The organism is Arthrobacter sp. MSA 4-2, from assembly GCF_016405885.1.
Taxonomy (GTDB): Bacteria; Actinomycetota; Actinomycetes; order Actinomycetales; family Micrococcaceae; genus Arthrobacter_D.
Genome location: NZ_JAEKGC010000001.1, coordinates 212,155 through 230,549 on the forward strand (window position 1 = coordinate 212,155; position 18,395 = coordinate 230,549).

The 18,395-nt window shown below is 68.9% G+C and carries 17 protein-coding genes; 5 read left to right on the forward strand and 12 right to left on the reverse strand.

Features of this window, described 5'->3' with window-relative positions; all coding sequences use genetic code 11:
* Positions 1-19 precede the first annotated feature (19 nt).
* A complete protein-coding gene (locus tag I6N91_RS00885) occupies positions 20-1,279 on the forward strand; it encodes a glycosyltransferase 87 family protein (RefSeq protein ID WP_198810036.1) in 1,260 nt (419 codons plus the stop codon).
* Positions 1,280-1,302: 23 nt separating this feature from the next.
* On the opposite strand, the gene I6N91_RS00890 is transcribed toward I6N91_RS00885, so the two are convergent.
* The 4 genes from I6N91_RS00890 to glsA all read right to left on the reverse strand — a co-directional run bounded on the left by I6N91_RS00890 (position 1,303) and on the right by glsA (position 5,676).
* The gene (locus tag I6N91_RS00890) at positions 1,303-1,650 is read right to left on the reverse strand and encodes a metalloregulator ArsR/SmtB family transcription factor (protein WP_198810037.1); all 348 of its coding nucleotides are present in this window, start codon (positions 1,648-1,650) and stop codon (positions 1,303-1,305) included.
* Positions 1,640-2,914 carry an MFS transporter gene (locus I6N91_RS00895; protein ID WP_198810038.1) on the reverse strand — a complete coding sequence of 425 codons (1,275 nt, stop codon included), beginning with the start codon at positions 2,912-2,914 and terminating at the stop codon, positions 1,640-1,642. The genes I6N91_RS00890 and I6N91_RS00895 overlap by 11 nt, the downstream gene beginning before the upstream one ends.
* Positions 2,915-2,994: 80 nt before the next feature.
* The gene (locus tag I6N91_RS00900) at positions 2,995-3,840 is read right to left on the reverse strand and encodes an NAD-dependent epimerase/dehydratase family protein (RefSeq protein ID WP_198810039.1); all 846 of its coding nucleotides are present in this window, start codon (positions 3,838-3,840) and stop codon (positions 2,995-2,997) included.
* A 21-nt stretch (positions 3,841-3,861) separates the two neighbouring features.
* On the reverse strand, positions 3,862-5,676 hold the full coding sequence (gene glsA / locus I6N91_RS00905) for a glutaminase A (protein ID WP_198810040.1): 1,815 nt from the start codon (positions 5,674-5,676) through the stop codon (positions 3,862-3,864).
* 528 nt (positions 5,677-6,204) lie between these two features.
* Here glsA and I6N91_RS00910 point away from each other — a divergent pair.
* Positions 6,205-6,864 carry a pentapeptide repeat-containing protein gene (locus tag I6N91_RS00910; RefSeq protein WP_198810041.1) on the forward strand — a complete coding sequence of 220 codons (660 nt, stop codon included), beginning with the start codon at positions 6,205-6,207 and terminating at the stop codon, positions 6,862-6,864.
* Between the two features lie 51 nt (positions 6,865-6,915).
* On the opposite strand, the gene I6N91_RS17440 is transcribed toward I6N91_RS00910, so the two are convergent.
* Both I6N91_RS17440 and I6N91_RS00920 read right to left on the reverse strand, forming a co-directional pair.
* Complete coding sequence (locus tag I6N91_RS17440) at positions 6,916-8,415, reverse strand: type II CAAX prenyl endopeptidase Rce1 family protein (RefSeq protein WP_307843182.1); 1,500 nt, start codon at positions 8,413-8,415, stop codon at positions 6,916-6,918.
* 62 nt (positions 8,416-8,477) lie between these two features.
* Positions 8,478-9,185, reverse strand: a complete 708-nt coding sequence (locus I6N91_RS00920) for a YoaK family protein (RefSeq protein ID WP_198810042.1) — start codon at positions 9,183-9,185, stop codon at positions 8,478-8,480.
* Positions 9,186-9,494: 309 nt separating this feature from the next.
* Between I6N91_RS00920 and I6N91_RS00925 the strand changes: the two genes are divergently transcribed.
* Positions 9,495-11,297: a gamma-glutamyltransferase family protein gene (locus I6N91_RS00925; RefSeq protein ID WP_198810043.1), complete on the forward strand. Its 1,803-nt coding sequence runs from the start codon at positions 9,495-9,497 to the stop codon at positions 11,295-11,297.
* A gap of 109 nt (positions 11,298-11,406) precedes the next feature.
* Here the strand turns inward: I6N91_RS00925 and I6N91_RS00930 are convergent, their stop codons facing one another.
* Positions 11,407-12,660 (reverse strand): phosphatidylserine/phosphatidylglycerophosphate/cardiolipin synthase family protein, encoded by a 1,254-nt coding sequence (locus I6N91_RS00930; protein WP_198810044.1) that lies wholly within the window; start codon positions 12,658-12,660, stop codon positions 11,407-11,409.
* A 63-nt stretch (positions 12,661-12,723) separates the two neighbouring features.
* Positions 12,724-13,467: an MBL fold metallo-hydrolase gene (locus I6N91_RS00935; RefSeq protein ID WP_198810045.1), complete on the reverse strand. Its 744-nt coding sequence runs from the start codon at positions 13,465-13,467 to the stop codon at positions 12,724-12,726.
* Between the two features lie 211 nt (positions 13,468-13,678).
* On the opposite strand from I6N91_RS00935, the gene I6N91_RS00940 reads away from it, so the two are divergent.
* Positions 13,679-13,939, forward strand: coding sequence for a hypothetical protein (locus I6N91_RS00940; RefSeq protein WP_198810046.1), 261 nt, complete (start codon positions 13,679-13,681; stop codon positions 13,937-13,939).
* A 48-nt stretch (positions 13,940-13,987) separates the two neighbouring features.
* Positions 13,988-14,230, forward strand: a complete 243-nt coding sequence (locus I6N91_RS00945; protein ID WP_198810047.1) for a hypothetical protein — start codon at positions 13,988-13,990, stop codon at positions 14,228-14,230.
* Between the two features lie 88 nt (positions 14,231-14,318).
* Here the strand turns inward: I6N91_RS00945 and I6N91_RS00950 are convergent, their stop codons facing one another.
* The 4 genes from I6N91_RS00950 to I6N91_RS00965 form a co-directional block, all read right to left on the reverse strand.
* A complete protein-coding gene (locus I6N91_RS00950) occupies positions 14,319-15,266 on the reverse strand; it encodes a carbohydrate ABC transporter permease (RefSeq protein ID WP_198810048.1) in 948 nt (315 codons plus the stop codon).
* Positions 15,259-16,230 carry a carbohydrate ABC transporter permease gene (locus I6N91_RS00955; RefSeq protein ID WP_198810049.1) on the reverse strand — a complete coding sequence of 324 codons (972 nt, stop codon included), beginning with the start codon at positions 16,228-16,230 and terminating at the stop codon, positions 15,259-15,261. The genes I6N91_RS00950 and I6N91_RS00955 overlap by 8 nt, the downstream gene beginning before the upstream one ends.
* A 3-nt stretch (positions 16,231-16,233) precedes the next feature.
* The gene (locus tag I6N91_RS00960; RefSeq protein WP_198810050.1) at positions 16,234-17,610 is read right to left on the reverse strand and encodes an ABC transporter substrate-binding protein; all 1,377 of its coding nucleotides are present in this window, start codon (positions 17,608-17,610) and stop codon (positions 16,234-16,236) included.
* A gap of 164 nt (positions 17,611-17,774) precedes the next feature.
* Complete coding sequence (locus tag I6N91_RS00965; RefSeq protein ID WP_198810051.1) at positions 17,775-18,191, reverse strand: hypothetical protein; 417 nt, start codon at positions 18,189-18,191, stop codon at positions 17,775-17,777.
* Positions 18,192-18,395 lie beyond the last annotated feature (204 nt).

Sequence of the window (18,395 nt, forward strand, 5' to 3'; positions counted from 1 at the left end):
CTACCCACCAGGAGCGCCCGTGCGATCACTTCGGCTTGGTCCGGACTTCCTTTCCCGCACCTCGTCCGTCTGGATCTTCTTCGCGCTGATCCACGCGGGGTTCCTCGCCCGGCTGATGCCCTTCATCCTGTCCGGGGGAGTGCTCAGCGACATCAACATCTACCGCGGCTGGGCCTACCAGGCCCTGAACGACGGGATCTGGCAGGGCATCGACACCGCCTGGGTCTATCCCGCCGGAGCCATCGTGCCCATTGTCGCCGCCACGGCCCTCGGCCCGGAGCTGTACCAGCTGACGTGGTTCGGCATCTTCGCCGCCCTGAACGCGGCCGGCACCGCCGCCCTGCTCCGCCGCGGCATGCCGCACGGCCCCCGGGCGGCGTACTGGTGGCTCGCTGCCACGGCACTGCTCGGCCCGGTCGCGGTGGGACGCCTCGACGGGCTGACCGCCCCCCTGGTGATCGTCGGAATCCTGCTCCTTGCAGCGCGGCCGGTCCTTGCCTCCCTCCTGCTCAGCGCCGCGACCTGGGTGAAGGTCTGGCCTGCCGCCGTCGTGCTGGCCGCGGTGATCACCTGCCGCAGCCGTCTCCGGATCGCGCTGGCGGGGGCCGGACTGTCAGCGGGCATCGCCGTCGTCGTCGCCGTCTTCGGTGACCTCCGCAACCTCACCGGCTTCCTCGGCGCCCAGGGCGCGCGTGGGATGCAACTCGAGGCGCCGCTGTCGACGCCCGGCGTCTGGCAGGCGATCACGGGGACCTCGGGGGCGTACTTCTACGAGGACAAGATCATCAACACCATGGAGGTGAGGGGGGCGCTGAGCGGGCAGGTCTCCGCCTTGATGGGCCCGCTGCTGGCCCTGGCGGTGCTCGGAACCGCCGCGCTGGTCGCCGTCGGGCTCCGCCGGGGAGCGCGCCCCGGCCCGCTGCTGGCCACCGGCTCGCTCGCCCTGGTGACCACGCTCGTCGTGTTCAATAAGGTCGGCTCCCCCCAGTTCATGCTCTGGATCGCCGCGGTGATCGCCGCAGGACTGGTGCTCGATACCGCAGGGGACTGGCGGCTCCCGGCGGCGGCGATGCTGCTGACCGCGGCGCTCACAACGCTCGTCTATCCGATCTTCTACGACGAGCTGCGGTACGGGCTGAACCCGGCGGTCGCGCTCCTGCTGACGCTGCGCAACCTCCTCGTGGTGGGGATCTTCGCGTGGTCGGTGCGCAGGCTCTGGCGGATGAGCCGGAGGACGGCGGGGGCGCCCGCCCCGGCGGGCCTGCCGGGATCCGCCTAGGCACCCGGGCCCGGCACCGCACCTTAGAGGTGCCCGGGTTCCCCGGTGACGCGGTGGTCGGCATGGTTGAGGCCCTCCCGGACCAGCCGCGCCAGATGGCCGTCCGTGATGCTGTAGATCACGCGGCGGCTCTCGCGGTGGGTGCTGACGAGGCCGGCAAGCCGCAGCTTCGCCAGGTGCTGGCTGACCGAGGTGCGGCTTACCGCCGTGCGCGCCACGAGGGTGCCGACGTCGGACGGTCCATGGGTGAGCAGCCACAGGAGGTGCAGCCGGGTCGGATCCGCGAGCATCCTGAACGTGGCCGCGCCGGACCCCAGGCGCTCCGGGTCCGGCGGTCCGGGATGGTGAAGGCTGGGCTCCTTACCGCCCATCCCGGTTCCCTTCAGCCGCCGAGCCCGCGGTGGGCGGCACCGGCCGGCCAACGCGCGGCCACAGCCGGACCGCCCCCAGGGTGCCCGCCGCGGCCAGGGCCGCCAGGACCAGCGCCGCGGCCGGCTGGCCCGCTGCGGCGCCGATCCAGCCTGCCGCCGGATAGGTGAGGATGAAGCACGCGTGCGACAGCGAGAACTGGGCCGTAAAGAGCTGGTTCCGGGTGCTGTCGGTGGCGGCCCGGCGCAGCAGCCGCCCCGAGGGGGTGCTGATCATCGAGGTTCCGGCGCCGAGCAGTGCCCACAGGCCCAGGTAGAGCAGCCAGGAATGATCCGTGAGGGGGACCGGGAGCTGCTCCGTCCAGGTCAGCAGCGCCGCGGCGGCAAGCCCGGGCGGCAGCAAAATGCCGCCGGTGAGCATGAGGGAACGGTCGGAGATTCGGTTAAGGAGCCGCGGGGCGGCAAGGGCCACAATCATCGACCCGGCGCCGTAGCAGGCGAGGGCGACCGCGACGTCGGTATCGGAGCGGTCGAACACCTCCCGGACGTGCACGACGGTGTTCACGAGCACGTAGGCCGTCCCCGCGGCCACGGCCAGGTCAAGGGCCAGCAGCCCGCGCAGCGGGGCCATGCGCAGGAAGATCCGCGTCCCGAGGGTGGTGCGGTGCAGCAGTGACCCGGCCGGATCCGCCGGTGGAATCGGCGGCAGCCGGGTGGCTGCGACCAGGGCGGCCGAGAGCAGGAAACCGGCCGCCGTCCCGAGGAACAGGTTCGAGTAGGAAAGGACGAGCAGCAGGGCGGCCGCCAGCAGCGGGCTGAGTAGCGACTCGAGGTCGTAGGCGAGGCGGGAGAGCGACAGCGCCCGGGTGTAGTCCCGCTCGCGCGGCAGGACAACAGGGATGAGGGCCTGGAACGCCGGGGTGAAGGTGGCCGAGGCCGACTGCAGGACAAAGACCAGCAGGTAGATCTGCCAGACCGAGTCGACCCACGGCAGGGCCAGGGCGATGGCGGCGCGCACGAGATCCGCACCGATCAGCACCGCCCGGCGGGGCAGGTGCCCCACCAGGGCGGACATGAAGGGTGCGGCGAAGACGTAGGCGACCATCTTGAGGGTGAAGGCCGTGCCGAGGACGGCGCCGGCCTGCCCGCCGGCAAGGTCGAAGGCAAGCAGGCCGAGCGCCACAGTCAGGAGGCCGGTGCCCGCCAGGGCCACAACCTGGGCGGTGAGGAGCTTCCGGTAGGCCGGAACCCGCAGGACGGTGAGCATGGGTTCCTTTGGGGCAGGCAGGACGGGGACCTTCAGCATAGGTGCGCGTTCACGCACATATCAAGATCCCGCCGGGCGCTTCAGGGGTGGCGGACGCCTTCGCCGGCCAGTACCGCCCGGTACCCCTCCCGGTAGGTGGGATAGGTGAAGGAGAACCCGGTCGACCGCAGCAGGGCGCTCGAGCAGCGCTTGTCGCCGCCGCGGGTGGTGCTGGTCGGGCCGGCCGGGGGAGCCGGCAGGCGCAGTTCGGCCGCAAGGAAACGCAGGACGTCGGCGAGGTCCGAGGGCTCCTCGTCGGTGCCCAGATACACCGGCGCCGGGGCCTCCACCGCCGTGGTGAGGTGCACGATGGCGGCGGCGGCGTCATCGCGGTGGATGCGGTTGGTCCACTGGGGCTCGGCCGGCAGGACGGCCCGGCCGGAGGAGACCGAATCGATCAGCCTGGTGCGGCCCGGCCCGTAGATGCCCGAGAGCCGCAGGACCAAGGCGCCGGGGGAGCGCTCCAGCAGGAGCACCTCGGCCTCCCTCAGGATTTTCCCCGTGGGTGTTCCGGCCTCGGCCGGGGACTCCTCGTCCACAATTCCGCCGCCGAAGTCCCCGTACACGGCGGTTGAGGAGACGAAAAGGATCCGCCGCGGGCTCACGCCGTCGCGCTCAAGGGCGTCGAGGAGGTTCGACGTCGCGCTCATGTAGGCCGCCCGGTAGGCCGCCTCGGTGCGCTCGCCGGCGGCGGTGGCGATCACCACGATCTCCGTGTCGGCCGGGACCTCCGGCAGGGTGCCGGTGAGGTCGACGGCCTGGCCCTCAATCTGCTCCGGAAGCCGACCGGGGGAGCGGCGCCAGCCCACCACCCGGTGCCCGGCCGCGGCGTAGCGCAGCCCGGCCTCCGTTCCAAGGTCTCCGCACCCGGCGATCAGCACTGTCATTCCTCGAGCCTATCCCCAGTCCTAGTCGCGGATCCGCACGGCGGTCTCGCGGAGGTACAGGTCAACGCGCGTGTACGCGTCGCGGGTCAGGGCCTTCCACAGCTCGACGCCGAGCCGCGGGTCCTCCTCCTCGATGCTGGTGATGGCGTCCGCCGTCAGGACCTTCAGCCGGACCTTGCCCACCGCCTTCACGGTGGTCTCCTGGCGGTCCGAGCTGCCCAGCGCGAGCTCGCCGAACGTCATCCCGGCGCTGAGGGTGGTCAGCTTCACGCGCCCGCCGGTCGGGCCTGGCACGGAGGTCTCGATCCTGCCCGAGAGGATGAAGAAGACGCCGCCGAAGCGCTGGCCGACGCGCCGGATCACGTCGCGGTCGGCGTAGGTGCGGTCCTCCATCCGCTCGGCGAGGGCGTCGACGTCCTCCGCACTCAGCGGGCTGAGCGCCGGGCAGTCGGCGACCTCGACCTCGGCCGGCAGGCACAGCTCGTCGCCGTAGCGGCCGATCAGCTCGTTCTCGCACCACTCGACGGCGGCGGTGCGGGTGTCGAAGGTCGGCACCTCCCGGTCCACGTCCCTGAAGGTTTCGGCGAGGTTGCCGTCGGCGTCGATCAGGACGAGTTCCCGGCCGGCCGCCACAAGGTTCTCGCGCACCTCGGCCAGCAGGCGCAGGGACACTCCGGCCACCTCGTCGACGCGGCGCAGGTCCAGGATGACGAGGGCGACGTCCTCGCCCAGGCTGCTCAGTTCGCGGACCATGGACTCGGTGCCGGCGAACAGCAGGTCGCCGTTGAGTTCGATGACCCTCGCGCGGTGCCCGTGTTCGCGGAGGATGTCCATCGCCTCGTCGTTGCGGCGGATTCCCGAGGGTGCTCCGGTGATGTCGTAGGTCGACCGGATGGCCGAGCGGCCGGTGCGGGCGGCCCGGACGAAGTGGAGTTCCATATCGTTTGAGAGCCGCTCGGCGGTGGCGACGCCGCGGACGCTGCTTCCGTGGGCGTCGAGCGGCGGGGAATACACGGCGAGGCCGACCTGGCCGGGCAGGACGGCGATCGTTCCACCGCCCACACCGCTCTTGGCCGGCATGCCGACGTTGCTCAGCCAGGAGCCGGCGTCGTCGTACATGCCCGAGGTCGCCATCACCGACAGGACGCGCTCCACCTCGCCGATTCCGAGCACCTCCTTGCCCGTCAGTGGATTGCGGCCGGAGTTGGCGAGGGTCGCGGCCATGACCGACAGGTCGAGGCAGGTCACCTGGACCGAGCACTGGCGGAAGTAGTCGCTGATGACCGGCGCCGGATCGGACTCGAGAATGTTGAAGGACCGCAGCAGGTAGGCCAGCGCCCGGTTGCGGTGGCCGTGGTCCAGCTCGGATTCGAAGATCTCCTCGTCGACGCTCAGCTGCCGGCCCGCGAAGGCCGAGTACGTGTTGAGGATGCGCTTGAACCGCGTGTTGCCGCCGGCGGAACGGACGAGGGAGGTCGCGGTGAGGGCGCCGGCGTTGATCATGGCGTTGGCCGGACGGCCGGTGCCGGGAGCGAGGGAGATCTCGTTGAACGAATCACCCGACGGTTCGACGTCGACCTTCGCGTCCACGGCCTCCATGCCCAGATCGGCCAGCGCCAGCCCGTAGGTGAAGGGCTTGGAGATCGACTGGATGGTGAACTCCTGCCGGGTGTCGCCGATCTCGTAGGTGTACCCGTCGACGGTGGTGAGGCAGATGCCGAAGTTGTCCGGGTCGACGTTGGCCATGGCCGGGATGGTGCTGTACGGCTTGCCGTCCTTCAGCTCCGCAATCTCCTGGTGGATCTTTTTGAGGTAGCTCTCGATCGGCGATTCCATGACTTCAACCCTAGGGCACCCTGTAGGGAGGGCTGCCCAGCGCGGTGCCCGGTGCGACGGGGGCGGCCGGGGATGCCCCTGGCTCCCGGTAGCGACTGCGGTACCCGAAAGCGACCCCCGCGCCGGATATTTCCGGTCCGCTCGTCGCAATCGGGTGCGCTCGTCGCTAACGGGTGCGTTTTCGACGGCAGTCCTGGAAGTGACGGCGGTACCCAAAAGCGACGGCGGCGCCTGAAAGCGACGGCCGGACCCGGAATACGTGCCGCGCTCGTCGTGATCGGGTGCGTTCGTCGCTAACGGTGCGTTTTCGACGGCAGTCCTGGAAGCGACGGCGGTACCCAAAAGCGACGGCGGCGCCTGAAAGCGACGGCGGCGCCTGAAAGCGACGGCCGGGCCGGATAATTCTGGGGCGCTCGTCGCAATCGGGTGCGTTCGCGGTGGGAGAGTCGATGCGCTTCGCTAGACTTCCCAAGACCCGGCCCGGGGCAACGCTCCGGGCTCCGCCGCCACCCACCCCCAGGACAGCTCATGCCGAAAAGCTCAACGCGGTCTCCGCGGATCGAAGATCTGGTGCTGCGGGACCTCGCAGTGCCCCAGGACGGTCCTCCTGAGGCTGGCGATCACCGCGAAGGTGAGTTGTACTCCTCCACCAGCCTCGACGGCCTGGACCTCGGCGGTATCTCCTTCAACGAGTGCCTGTTCGAAGGTACCTCCCTCAATGAGACGCAGCTGCGCGGGGCCCGGTTCCGCGAGTGCCGCTTCACCGAGCTGTTCGCCCCCGTCTTCGCCGCAGCCCGGAGCTCCTGGCGCAACGTCTGGCTCGAGGGCACCCGCTGGGGATCTGCGGAACTGTACGACAGCACGCTTGAATCGGTGCGGATCAGCGGCGGGAAGCTCGACTTCCTCAATCTCCGCAGCTCAACTCTCACCGATGTGGACATCTCGGACTGCATCATCGGGGACCTCGATCTCACCGATGCGAAGGCGGTCCGCGTCGCGCTGCGCAACTGCCGGATCAACACCCTCACCCTCACGGGAAGCAGGCTGCGGGACTTCGACCTGCGCACCACCGAGTTCCGGTCGCTCAACGGCCCGGACGGGCTGGGCGGGGTCACCATCGATTCCTACCAGTTGGGCCTCCTCGCGCCGATCCTCGCCGAGAACCTGGGCCTTCGCGTCGAGGACTGAGCCGCCCCGGCGCGCCGTGCACCAGCTCGGGCAGCCCGGTTACCCGCTCGGTTATCGGTCGCGCCGAGCCTGATCCCGTGGGCGGGTGTCGGGGTCGTTAGAGGTGGTATCGGAGGAGCCGTCGCCGGCCTGCCGGTCGTTGACCGAAGTGTCCGGCGCGTGATGCTCCGCCGGCGCTGGCTGGGGATTCTGCCCCTGGTATTGATCGGAGGGGTGCGTCGCGGGAGGGGTGGATCCGGCGTCCGGAGCAGGCGCATAGGGAGCGGGATACTGCCCCTGTGGGTACTGTGCGGCGTAGGGCGGGTACTGCCCAGCGGGAGCCTCGCCCTGCGGGTAGGGCGGGTACTGGCCGGCGGGAGCCTCGCCCTGCGGGTAGGGCCCCGCGTACGGCGGCGGGTACTGGCCGGGCGGGACCTGGCCCTGCGGGTAGGGCCCCGCGTACGGCGGCGGGTACTGACCGGCCGGGACCTGGCCCTGCGGGTACGGCGGGTACTGCCCGGCATTGGGTGCGAAGGGAAACTGCCCGTAGGGGTACTGCGCGTAAGGCTGAATGGCCGGAACCGGCGCAGGCACGACCACCCGGTCCCGCCGAAGGCTGCCGGACCGGTCGAACATCCGCAGCACGACGACCGCGAAAGCCGCCGTCGTCAGCACCGAGATGCCAAGCCCGATAGCGGAGCCCTCCTTGGCGTTGACGTCTACGAGTCCGACGGCACCGAGCAGGAAGATCGTCGAGTTGTTGACGACGTGCGCAGCGATGGCCGCCTCAAGGCCGCCGGTGCGCCAGGTGATCCACCCCGCGAAGACTGCGAACAGGGCGACGTCGAGCTGGCCCAGCAGGTCATAACCGTGACCCAGCACGAAAAGCGGGACCGGCAGGAGGATCGCGAAGGCGGGATGGCGGAGCCAGCTGCCGACCGCCTGCATGAGGTAGCCGCGGAACACGTATTCCTCGGCGGCGGCCTGGAACGGCACGAGCAGGATGGTCATCACGATCAGGATGCCTACCCGCGGACCCGCAAGGTCGAGGGTCGCGGGAACGTAGCCGGGAAACAGCGGCTCAAGGAGGAAGGACAGCGCGATGCTGAGCGAGTAGATGACGGCGGCAGCAGCGAGGCACCGGCCGAGCCATCCCCAGCGGATCCGCCCGTGGACCGAGGAAAGCAGCCCGATGGGCCGGGGTCCGGTGATGAGGGCCGCAAGGGCGAGCGCAGGGATCAGCAAGATGAGGGACACCATCGTGAAGCCGAACACGAGCGGGTCCGAGAGGTCGAAGGACTCAAGCCTTTCGAGGTAGGAGGCGCCCAGCGCCGGGTCGAGGCCTCCCCAGATCCCGCCGATGACGAGCACGATGAGCATGAACACCAGGTAGAAGATGGTGCCGAGCAGCCCGGTCAACAGGGGCTTCCACCACCGGTGGCCGGCCCAGGAGCGGGTCAGGCGATGGAAGGGGAAGGCCTCGCCCGCCGGGGCGCCGGCCGGGTCCGCCGGGAGCTCCGCCGCTCGGTTCGATGCCGCCACGGCCGACGGGCCTTCTGCAAATCGGTCCACTGTGTGCTTATCCGTCCCTCATCGAGACCGTGCCCGCGGTTCGGGTCGGTGCCTTCTTCTCCTTAACGGTAAACGTCAGCCAAAGTAGCCCGGGCATCGCGCCGCGACCGCACCTGACCGATGACTGTCACTGTGCAGGTCAGGACGGCCGAGAGGGTGATCCCCGCCCACAGGTCGATCTTCAGGGCCGCGGCGCCCGCAACGGCGCCGGCCAGGATGAGGGCGATGGCGGCGGCCCGGCGCACCCAGAAGGGGCTTGTGCCGCCCGCGATCCTCGAGTCGGAGGCGAGCCCGGTGATGGTGGAGGTCACCACGACCGTCGTGATCTCGGCGACCTTGAGGCGTTTCGCGGTGGCGGCCTGGATCCCCATCACCAGGCCCAGGGCCGACGTCGTGATGCTTCCCAGGGTCTCGTCGTCGGCGACGTCGACAAGCGCCGTGAAGACTGCGAGCGCCACCATCACCCCTGCCACCGCAGCCAGGGCGGTGGTCGTCCGGCCCGACCAGCCCTCGGGGGCGCGGCGCAGCAGTCGCCCCGCGATGGCTGCCCCCACCATGAAAAAGACGAGCGCCAGGGCCGGCCGGAGCACGGGAAGGTCGCTGCCGCCGGCGAACGCCATTCCGAGGAGCACGACGTTGCCGGTCATGTTGCCGGTGAACACCCGGTCCAGTCCGAGGTAGCCGACGGCGTCGATGACACCTGTGGAGAACGTCAGCACGAGCATCAACACCAGGTGCAGCCGGTCGGTGGGCAGGGACGTCTTCTTCATGCGGTCCTCCAAAGCGTGGCCGGCGGGAATCGGGACAGGGGAGCGGGCCCGTCCAGGGTTGACAGGGACTGGTTCACAGCGACAGGCCGCAGCGACAGGTTCACACGGGCGGGTCGGCGGGTGGGACGGCCGCGGTTCGGGACCGGCAGCCCCGCCGGAACCGATCCGCCTGGCCGACGCCGGTGCTGCTGATGATCTTGTGAGGAATGTATACGAAGCATATCGTCGGAGCAGAGAAGATATCCCATATCAACGGGCCCCGCCGAGGGGAGATCCGTCCACGCCCTGCCCGGGCCGAAAGGCGCTTCCATGACGTACACACCGGCGGGGGCCTTCACCACCCGTCCCACCCTGCAGGGCAATTTCGGCATGACAGCCTCCACCCATTGGCTGGCGACGGCCTCTGCGCAGGCTGTCTTGGAGCGCGGCGGCAACGCCTTCGACGCCGCGGTCGCTGGGGCCTTCGTGCTGCACGTCGTCGAACCCCACCTCAACGGCCCCGGCGGTGACATGACGGGCGTCTTCACCACCGCCGCGGACCCCACGCCGACCGTGCTCATGGGGCAGGGCCCCGCCCCGGCCGGTGCCACCCGGGAGCACTACCTCGCCGAGGGACTCGAGCTGGTGCCCGGGGCGGGAGCACTGGCGGCCGCGGTGCCCGGGGCCGTCGACGCGTGGCTGCTGCTGCTGCGCGACCATGGCTCGTGGGAACTCGGCGACGTCCTGGCCTACGCGATCGGCTACGCCCGGAACGGGCACCCCGTCCTGGCCCGTGTCGGTGCCACCATCGCCACCGTCGCCGAACTGTTCACCGAGCACTGGCCCAGCTCGGCAGCCCTGTGGATGCCGGATGGACGGCCGCCGGCCGCGGGGAAGATCATCACCAACGAGGCCTACGCGGGCGTCCTCGACGGGCTGGTCGGCGCCGGGTCCGACGCGGCGACCCGCGAGGCACGGATCGATGCCGCCCGCCACGAGTGGCGGACCGGGACCGTGGCCTCGGCGGCGGTGGACTTCCTTTCCATCCCACACCGCCATTCGTCAGGGACCGACCACGCCGGGGTGATCACCCGGCAGGACTTCGCCGGCTTCGGGGCCGGGTACGAACCGGCGGTCACCTACGATTTCCGTGGGCACACCATCGCCAAGACCGGACCGTGGGGGCAGGGGCCAGCGCTGCTGCAGACCCTGGCGATCCTGGACGGGCTTCCCGATGACCACCTCGACCCCTCGACCGCACTCGGTGCGCACACCATCCTTGAGGCCCAGAAGCTCGCCATTGCGGACCGTGAGGCCTACTACGGCGACGCCGCGGTGCCCCTTGAGTACCTGCTCTCAGAGGAGTACGCGGCGCAGCGCCGGACCCTGATCGGAGAGCGGGCCTCAACCGAGTTCCGTCCCGGCAGCGTTCCCGGACACGAACCGTTCCTCCCGCCGCTGAGGACCGAGTACACCCCGCCGGCGGCCGCCGGGAGGCCCTTCGCCGGGGCGGGGGAACCGACAGTCTCCCGCGCCGGGGAGACCCGCGGCGACACCTGCCACATCGACGTAGTCGACCGCTGGGGGAATATGATCTCGGCGACGCCCAGCGGCGGCTGGCTCCAGTCCTCGCCGGCCATCCCCGGGCTTGGCTTCTGCCTCGGTACCCGCCTGCAGATGACGTGGCTGGAGGACGGCGCCCCCTCAACGCTGCGCCCGGGCCGGCGCCCGCGCACCACCCTGACGCCCACCCTCGTCCTGCGGGACGGTGAGCCGGTGGTGGCCCTCGGCTCGCCGGGAGGGGACCAGCAGGACCAGTGGCAGCTGCTGTACCTGCTGCGCACCATCGTCGGGGGCTACACCCCCCAGGAGGCCATTGACGCGCCCTCGCTCCATACGACCTCGATTCCCGGCTCGTTCTGGCCGCGCACGTGGGAACCGGGTGGAGCGGTCGTGGAGGACCGGCTGGGAGACGAAGTCATTGCTGAGCTCGAACGCCGCGGACACGTCGTGACCCGGGCAGGGGACTGGGCACTGGGGCGGCTTTCCTGCGTCACTGCCGATCCGGCCTCCGGGATCCTCCAGGCGGCGGCCAATCCGCGCGGCGCGCAGGGATATGCCGCCGGCCGCTGACCGGCATCCGACCGGCAGATCCCTACCGGGCTGTCCCGGGGACTTCATGCAGGGGGCGGGCCGCCGCCGGACGGCGCCACGGGGGAGCGCCCTCTGCCGGCTGACCGCCTTAGAGGAAGGGGCGGAGCGGCGCGAGCACCATTTCGCTGAACCGGGCCACGACGTGCCGGCTCTCCCACTCCTCGAGGGTGAGCAGGCGGGTGTTTGAGCTGTCGATCTCGAAGATCTGTTCCATGGTGCGGGCCAGATCCTTATCGAAGATTTCGAGGTTGGTCTCGTAGTTGCCGGTCAGGCTCAGCCTGTCGATGTTCGCAGTGCCCACCGTTGACCATTCACCGTCCACCGTCGCGGTCTTGGCGTGGATCATCGCGTTCTGGTACAGCAGGACCTGCACGCCGCAGCGCAGCATCGAGGAGTAGAACCCGCGCGAGAGGCAGTCGGCGACGACGTGGTTCGAGTCCTCGGGCAGGATCACGCGCACGTCAACGCCGCGCTGACTCGCCCGCAGCAGCGCGTCCATGATCTGCTGGTCGGGGATGAAGTAGGCGGTGGTGATGTAGATCGAGCGCGTGGCGCGGTTGATGGCATCGAGGTATACCCCGCGGATGGGGAACACGAGGTTCGCCGGGATGTTGTTGACGGCCCGGATCCGCGGTTCCCAGAAACCGGCGCTGGTGTCGGCCATCTTCGCGTTCCGCTTCGCGCTCAGGTTCCAGACGCTCACGAAGGCCTGGCGGAGCTCCCACACCGACGGTCCGGTGATTGCCAGGTGGGTGTCGCGCCACTTCGTGGCGTACAGGGAACCGATGTTGTAGCCGCCGACAAAGCCGATGGCGTCATCGACCACCATCAGTTTCCGATGGTCAAGGCCGGTGCCCCGGATGTTGGTGAACAGCACCGAGGGCCGCAGGACCGGAAACCGGAATACGTGCACGTCCGGGTGGAACCGGTAGAACGAGGGGCGCACCACGAGATTGGCGAAACCGTCGTAGATCACGTGGACCTTGACGCCGCGGGCCGCCGCGGCGTTGATGGCGTCACGGAACCGCCGCCCCATCGCGTCGCCCTTCCAGATGTAGGTCTCGAGCAGGATCTCCTGCTCGGCCTTCTCAATTGCCTCGATCATCGCGTTGAAGAGATCTTCGCCGAAGGTGTAGACGGTCGTCGTGGACTCGTTGATCGTCGTGGTGAAGGTGCCGGGCCGGGGGAAGCCCTCCCGGGTCCGGCGGATGCGTTTCTGCACGGCGTCGATGAGGACGGCGGAGGCGATGACGGCCGCCTGGACACCGAAGAAAAGGAGAGCAGCGCGGCGAAGGGCGGTCGTGGCAAACTCCATCACAGCCCTGTGGTTCAGCGAGTCCATGACTAGAGCCTATCGTTCGGAGGGCCCGGTCCTGACCCGCATCCGAGCGCGCGGGCGGCGGCGCTAGTGCGCCCCGACCAGACGGGCCTCCGCTGTGGCCTTTGCCACCCCGTTGGTCCACGCGTAGCCATGCCCGGGCAGGACGATTTGGGCTCCCGTGCCCTCCAGCGCATCGAGGGAGGCGAGGGCCGCGGCGGTGTCCGCGGTCGCGGCCCGGGCCACGATCTGCGGCCCCCGCCGCCCGGTGTACGGGTCGAGGGTCACCAGTGCGTCGCCGCTGATCAGCACGCCACGCTCGGGAAAGGACAGCGCACAGTGGCCCAGGGTATGCCCCGGGGAGGGGACCAGGACGGGGTTTCCCGGCAGGGCGGCGGCACTGGCGGAGGTCAACGGCTCAAGTTTTTTCACCCCGCGCACCTTGAGGGCGCCGGCGGCCGCCATACGGGCCAGCACCGGGACCGCCTGGGGATACCGCACCGGGTACAGCAGCGGCGTCCTCTCCCGCTGGTACCGGTAGGGGTGGGCGGCGATGTATGCGTCGTCCACGTGGCCGTAGACGGGGATCCCGTGCTGACTCCGCAGGTATTCGGCGAACCCGACGTGGTCGAAATGGCCATGGGTCAGCACCACGGCCCGCACGTCGGCGAGGCTCCTGCCCAGGCTGCTCAGCGCGCCGATGAACTTCCGCCGCGTGCCCGGCAGCCCTGCGTCGACAAGGAGCAGGCCCCCGCCGTCCTCGATCAGATAGCAGTTCGTGTGCGCGTGGGTAATGCGGTGGATCCCCTCGGCGACATTCGGCGTGAGCATGTTGGATCCTCCCTGGGGCAAGCCGGAAAATTCTAGCCAAACAGTGCAAGGGGGAGGTCCGCAAGGACCATTCTTTCCAAACCCGGGCTTGCCCGATACGTTGGACTTGTAGTCGATTTCACGCCGATGTGCCGGTGTGGGGCACCGGTTGCCCGGTCTTTGCGGGGCGGATGCACCAATGCCGGCGCAAGTCCAGAAGCGGTAGGGTCCGGTGATCAGCGAAAAGGACCAGCAGCGCCGCACCTGCGCGGCCTTCCGGCAGACGGGCCTGAGCCTTTACGAGCTGTGGCTGCGCTATGTCGGGCTTGGCGGGAACGCCGGCGAGGAGGAGGTGGACGCCTACCTCCACAGTTCGCTGCTGCTTCCGGCCTTTGAGCGGGACATGCTCGCGCACGCGGTGAACGAATTCATTGCTGAACAACCGGCTCCGTCGCGCGCGCCCTACAGCGGCGAAGGTCGCGGAGGGTCCTGACCGGCTGATAAATTCGAAGACCAACCCCTGTCACGTGAAAGGGCGGCCATGACCGAATCCAGCCCCAGTCCCATCAAGCGGATCATGATTGCTGCAGCGGACCTCGAACAAGCCGAGTTCGAGCGCGACCGGCTGGCCCTGCTGTACCGGGACCTTGTGCTTGAGGCCTTCGGGGCGGGGGAGGAGCCGGGAGCGCTGGCCGAGGCCACCGGGATCCCCGAAGCCGAACTTTTGAGGATTTCCGCCCTCGTGACCCCCGCCGGGCGCGGCCGGGAGACGCTTCCCGGCTAGGTCCTGGACGCCGAGGCCCGGACGCGGTGGTCCTGCCCGGGCGGTGGCCCGCCGGACCACCACGCGATGGCCGAAAGGCGCCGGATCCTCAGCCCTTGTTGCCCGTGGTGGCGATCCCCTCGACGAAGTGCCGCTGGCCGAGGAAGAAGAGGATGATCATCGGCACCGTGGTGATCACACTCGCCGTCACCACCAGTTCCCAGTGCCAGTCCCCGCCGAACCCGAACTGATCGAGCAGGGCCTTCAGCCCGCGGGGGACCGTGAAGGTCGAACTGTCCCGCAGATAGATCAGGGGGCGCATCAGGTCGGTCCAGGCTGCCTGGAATTCGAAGAGCAGGGTGACGACGAGGGCGGGCTTGCACAGCGGCAGCGCGATGCGCGAGAACATGTGCCAGTTGTTCGCCCCGTCCACGCGGGCGGCCTCGAACAGTTCGCGCGGCAGCCCCAGGAAGAACTGGCGCAGCAGGAAGATATAGAACGCGCTGCCGAAGAGGTTGCCCGCCCACAGCGGGGTGAGCGTTCCGACCTGGCCCAGGCTGTTCCAGATCAGGAAGGTCGGAATCATGGTGACCGCGCCGGGGAGCATCATGGTCCCCAGGACCAGGCCGAACAGCACATTGCGGCCCCGGAACCGGAAGAACGCGAAGCCCCACGCCACCAGCGCGCTGGAGATGGTGACGGTGGTGGCGGCCAACACCGTGACGAGCACGGTATTGCCCAGCCACAACGCGAGCGGAGCCTCCTGCCAGACGGTGAGGTAGTTCTCGAACGTGAACGACTTCGGGATCAGCCGGTTGTCGAAGACCTCGGAGCGCGGCTTGAAGGAGGCGCTGATCAGCCACAGCAGCGGATAGGTGAAGACGACCGTCGCGGCGCCCAGCGCCAGCCAGGTGAGCACCCGGGCCACGGGGCTGCGGCGGGTCCCCGCCGGGCCGGTGCGCCGCGGTGCCGGCGTCACCGCCGCCGGAGCGCCGTCGGCGGGGCGGACCGGCGCGACCGGCGGCAGCTGGGACGGGCCGGCCTGGAGATCAGCCATCGTTGTTCCCGCTTTCGTAGTAGACGAACCTCCGGCTGACGACCATCTGGATCACCGTGACGATCAGGACGATGACGAACAGCACCCAGGCCATGGCCGAGGCGTAGCCCATGTGGAGGAATTCGAAGGCCTGCTGGAACAGGTAGATCGAATAGAACAGGGCGGCGTCGTTGCTGTAGGTGGTGTTGCCCGAGCCGAAGAACGCTGTGTACGCCTCGGTGAAGGTCTGGAACCCGGCGATCGTGTTGATGATGATGAGGAAGAACAGGCTTCCGCTGATCATCGGCAGGGTGATGGCGCGGGTGACCTGGAAGCTGTTCGCGCCGTCGACCTTCGCCGAGTCGTAGAGTTCCTGCGGCACATCGCGCAGCGCCGCCAGCAGGATGATCACCGAAGACCCGAGGGTCCACAGGCTCATCAGGATCAGCCCGGGCTTGATCCAGGACGGGTCGGTGGTCCATGCCGGACCATCGATGCCGAACCAGCCGAGGAAGCCGTTGACCAGGCCGTTCTGCCCGTTGAACAGGAGCAGCACCAGGATGCCAATGGCCACCGGGGGTGTCATCTTCGGCAGGTAGAACACCGTCCGGAAGAACCCGGAGGCGCGCCCGGCCCGGTTCAGCAGCAGCGCCAGCAGCAGCGATACGATCACGTGCGCCGGCACCGAGATGGCGGTGTAGATGAAGGTGTTGCGCAGCGACAGCGCGGTCTTGGGGTCCTCGAACAGGTCGGCATAGTTGGCCGCGCCCACGAAGTTCGGGTTGTTGATCACGTCGTAGTCGGTCAGCGACAGGTAGGCGCTATAGATCACCGGCCAGAGCGTGAAGATGAGGAAACCGGCGATCCATGGGCTGATGAACAGCAGGGCGGCGCGCCGGGCCCGTCGACGGTTCCGCCGCTGGCCCGGCCGGAGCGCCGGCTTGGCGGCCCGAGGGCCCCGCAGCGGGGCGGCCTGCGAGCTCATCTCCTATTCCTCGTCCCAGGAGCTCCAGGCCTCGTCAAGAGCCTGCTGGGCCTCCTCCTGCGCCTGGTCGAGTGCGGCCTGGGGTTCCTGCTGGCCGTTGAGCACCCGGTTCACCGCGTCCTCCCACGCCGTCTCGAATTCGGCGTCGGCGGGGCTGGCTGGCAGGGCGAAGGATGCTTCATTGGCTTCGTAGGAGGCCTCGATGGCCGTGTCCCACTTGGGGTCGGAGCCCACCTTGACGAACTCTTCCTTGATCCGCTCGTCGGCGGCCTGGTTGCCGGTGAACAGCCCTGTGAACGGCTTGCCCTCCTCGGCGCGCATGTCGGCGCGGGCAGTGGCGGCCTCCATCCAGGTGTCGACCTTGGTCATGTGTTCGATGAACCGGCAGGCGGCCTCGGGGTTCGAGCTTCCCTTCGGGATGGCCCAGGCCGACCCGCTGGAGTAGCTCATGGTCTTGCCCGAGGTGTCCTTCAGGGTGGTGAACGCCATGGGGGCATCCGGCGAGACGTCGTTGAGGATGTTGACGTACCACTGCTCCATGGGCATGGCCCCGAGCGTGTTGGAGGCGAACTGGTTACCCTCCCCGAAGAAGTCGGCCGAGTCCCGGAACGCCTTGACGGCGCTGAAGCCGCCCTGCTTCTCATAGATCTCGGAAGCGAACTCGAGGGCCTCGACGACGGCGGGGTCGTTGAGCTGGGCTTTGCGTCCGTCCGCGGAGATGATGTCGGCACCGTTGGCCTTGGCCCAGATGGGAAGGAATTCGGGGAGCTTGGTGTCGTAGCCGATCACGCTGAGCTTGCCCTCGTTCTTGACGAGCGTGTCGGCCGCCTTCCGGATGCCGTCCCAGTCGGAGCCGTCGATGTCCTCGACGCTGAGGTCCTGTTCCTCGAGCAGCGCCGAGTTGCCCATGACGATCTGCACCTGGTTGAACTCGGGCACGCCGTAGACCTCGTCCTCGAAGGTCACCTGGCTCATTGCAGCCGCGCGGAAGTGGTCGACCTGAATGCCGTGGGCGTTGATGCACTCGTTCAGGGGCATGATCGCCCCCCGGGAGGCAAAGGTCCCAAGCTGGTTGCGGTTGGCGTAGATCAGCGCCGGCGGTTCCCCGGAGGCGACGGCGGAGAGGAACTGCTGGATGTCCAGGTCGCCTTCGACCAGGCTCACCTTCACGCCGTCGAGCTTCTCCTCGGCCGACTTCACGCGTGTTTCGCCGATCTCGTCGGTCGCGCCGAAGCCCATGATGTTCAGTTCCCCGGAGACCTCGGCCTCCGGGTCGAACTGGCTGTCTTCGGCTGTCTGGGATCCGCCCGTACCGGTGGCGCACGCCGAGAGTGTCAGCCCTAAAGCTGCCGCAATGGCCAGTGACTTCCGAGTCTTCATACCCGCCCCTTCGCTTCGAACGTCCCGGACGGCTCGAGGAGTGGGTTTTCAACCTCCGGTCGACGCGGGACTACCGTGTGAAGTCAGCATAAGCACTTCTCCTCGAAATACCTAAGGCAGCTTACTGTCAGCAGGCTTGGCGTGTGCACCGGTACGGCGGGCGGCTACTTCTGCTTCTTCGGCGAGTCGAGGATCAGGCCCAGGGCGATGCCGAGCATCCAGACGTCCTTGGCGACAGGGGTTCCGGCCTGTGTGGGGCGCACCCCGTCCTTCTCGGTCATTCCCTCCGTCTTGAGGTACATGGCGAGGAGCCCTGCCGAGAAGCCTGCGAGGGCCAGGCCGGCGAGGCGGCTGGGAACGAACGGCACGAGCAGGAGGCTGCCCAGGCTGATCTCCACCGCGGAGAGGATCTTGCCGAACTTCTCCGGGTCGAGCTGGCCGGCCTGGGGGAAGACGCCGGCGGCCATCTGCTGCATGTATGCGGCGCTCTCCTGATCGAGGCCGCGTTTGCCGATTCCGGCGTTCAGGATGAAAGCGCCGGTGGCCGCCCGCGGGGGGATGTGGCTGAGTTTGATAACCATGAAATGGTCCTACTTTCGGTTAAAACTTCCGCGGATTTCCGCCACGGATTCGGTGCTGAAACCCACGGCGGCGCCACGGGCTGGATCGAGCCTACGGGGGTCCCGAGGGCGAATCCAGCATACCGCCGAAGGTGACGCGGGAGGCTGCGGGAGGCCGTCGAGGACGGCATTCTGGCGTTACCCGAGGGGCCCTTGAGACGGTTG

What these genes read in the sequence shown, in the direction of transcription:
- I6N91_RS00920 (WP_198810042.1), bottom strand. Translation starts at nt 9,185, where the DNA reads ATGAAGAAGACGTCCCTGCCCACCGACCGGCTGCACCTGGTGTTGATG.
- I6N91_RS00955 (WP_198810049.1), bottom strand. Translation starts at nt 16,230, where the DNA reads ATGAGCTCGCAGGCCGCCCCGCTGCGGGGCCCTCGGGCCGCCAAGCCG.
- I6N91_RS00925 (WP_198810043.1), top strand. Translation starts at nt 9,495, where the DNA reads ATGACGTACACACCGGCGGGGGCCTTCACCACCCGTCCCACCCTGCAG.
- I6N91_RS00910 (WP_198810041.1), top strand. Translation starts at nt 6,205, where the DNA reads ATGCCGAAAAGCTCAACGCGGTCTCCGCGGATCGAAGATCTGGTGCTG.
- I6N91_RS00950 (WP_198810048.1), bottom strand. Translation starts at nt 15,266, where the DNA reads ATGGCTGATCTCCAGGCCGGCCCGTCCCAGCTGCCGCCGGTCGCGCCG.
- I6N91_RS00945 (WP_198810047.1), top strand. Translation starts at nt 13,988, where the DNA reads ATGACCGAATCCAGCCCCAGTCCCATCAAGCGGATCATGATTGCTGCA.
- I6N91_RS00935 (WP_198810045.1), bottom strand. Translation starts at nt 13,467, where the DNA reads ATGCTCACGCCGAATGTCGCCGAGGGGATCCACCGCATTACCCACGCG.
- I6N91_RS00930 (WP_198810044.1), bottom strand. Translation starts at nt 12,660, where the DNA reads ATGGACTCGCTGAACCACAGGGCTGTGATGGAGTTTGCCACGACCGCC.
- I6N91_RS00895 (WP_198810038.1), bottom strand. Translation starts at nt 2,914, where the DNA reads ATGCTCACCGTCCTGCGGGTTCCGGCCTACCGGAAGCTCCTCACCGCC.
- I6N91_RS00965 (WP_198810051.1), bottom strand. Translation starts at nt 18,191, where the DNA reads ATGGTTATCAAACTCAGCCACATCCCCCCGCGGGCGGCCACCGGCGCT.
- I6N91_RS00960 (WP_198810050.1), bottom strand. Translation starts at nt 17,610, where the DNA reads ATGAAGACTCGGAAGTCACTGGCCATTGCGGCAGCTTTAGGGCTGACA.
- I6N91_RS00900 (WP_198810039.1), bottom strand. Translation starts at nt 3,840, where the DNA reads ATGACAGTGCTGATCGCCGGGTGCGGAGACCTTGGAACGGAGGCCGGG.
- I6N91_RS00890 (WP_198810037.1), bottom strand. Translation starts at nt 1,650, where the DNA reads ATGGGCGGTAAGGAGCCCAGCCTTCACCATCCCGGACCGCCGGACCCG.
- glsA (WP_198810040.1), bottom strand. Translation starts at nt 5,676, where the DNA reads ATGGAATCGCCGATCGAGAGCTACCTCAAAAAGATCCACCAGGAGATT.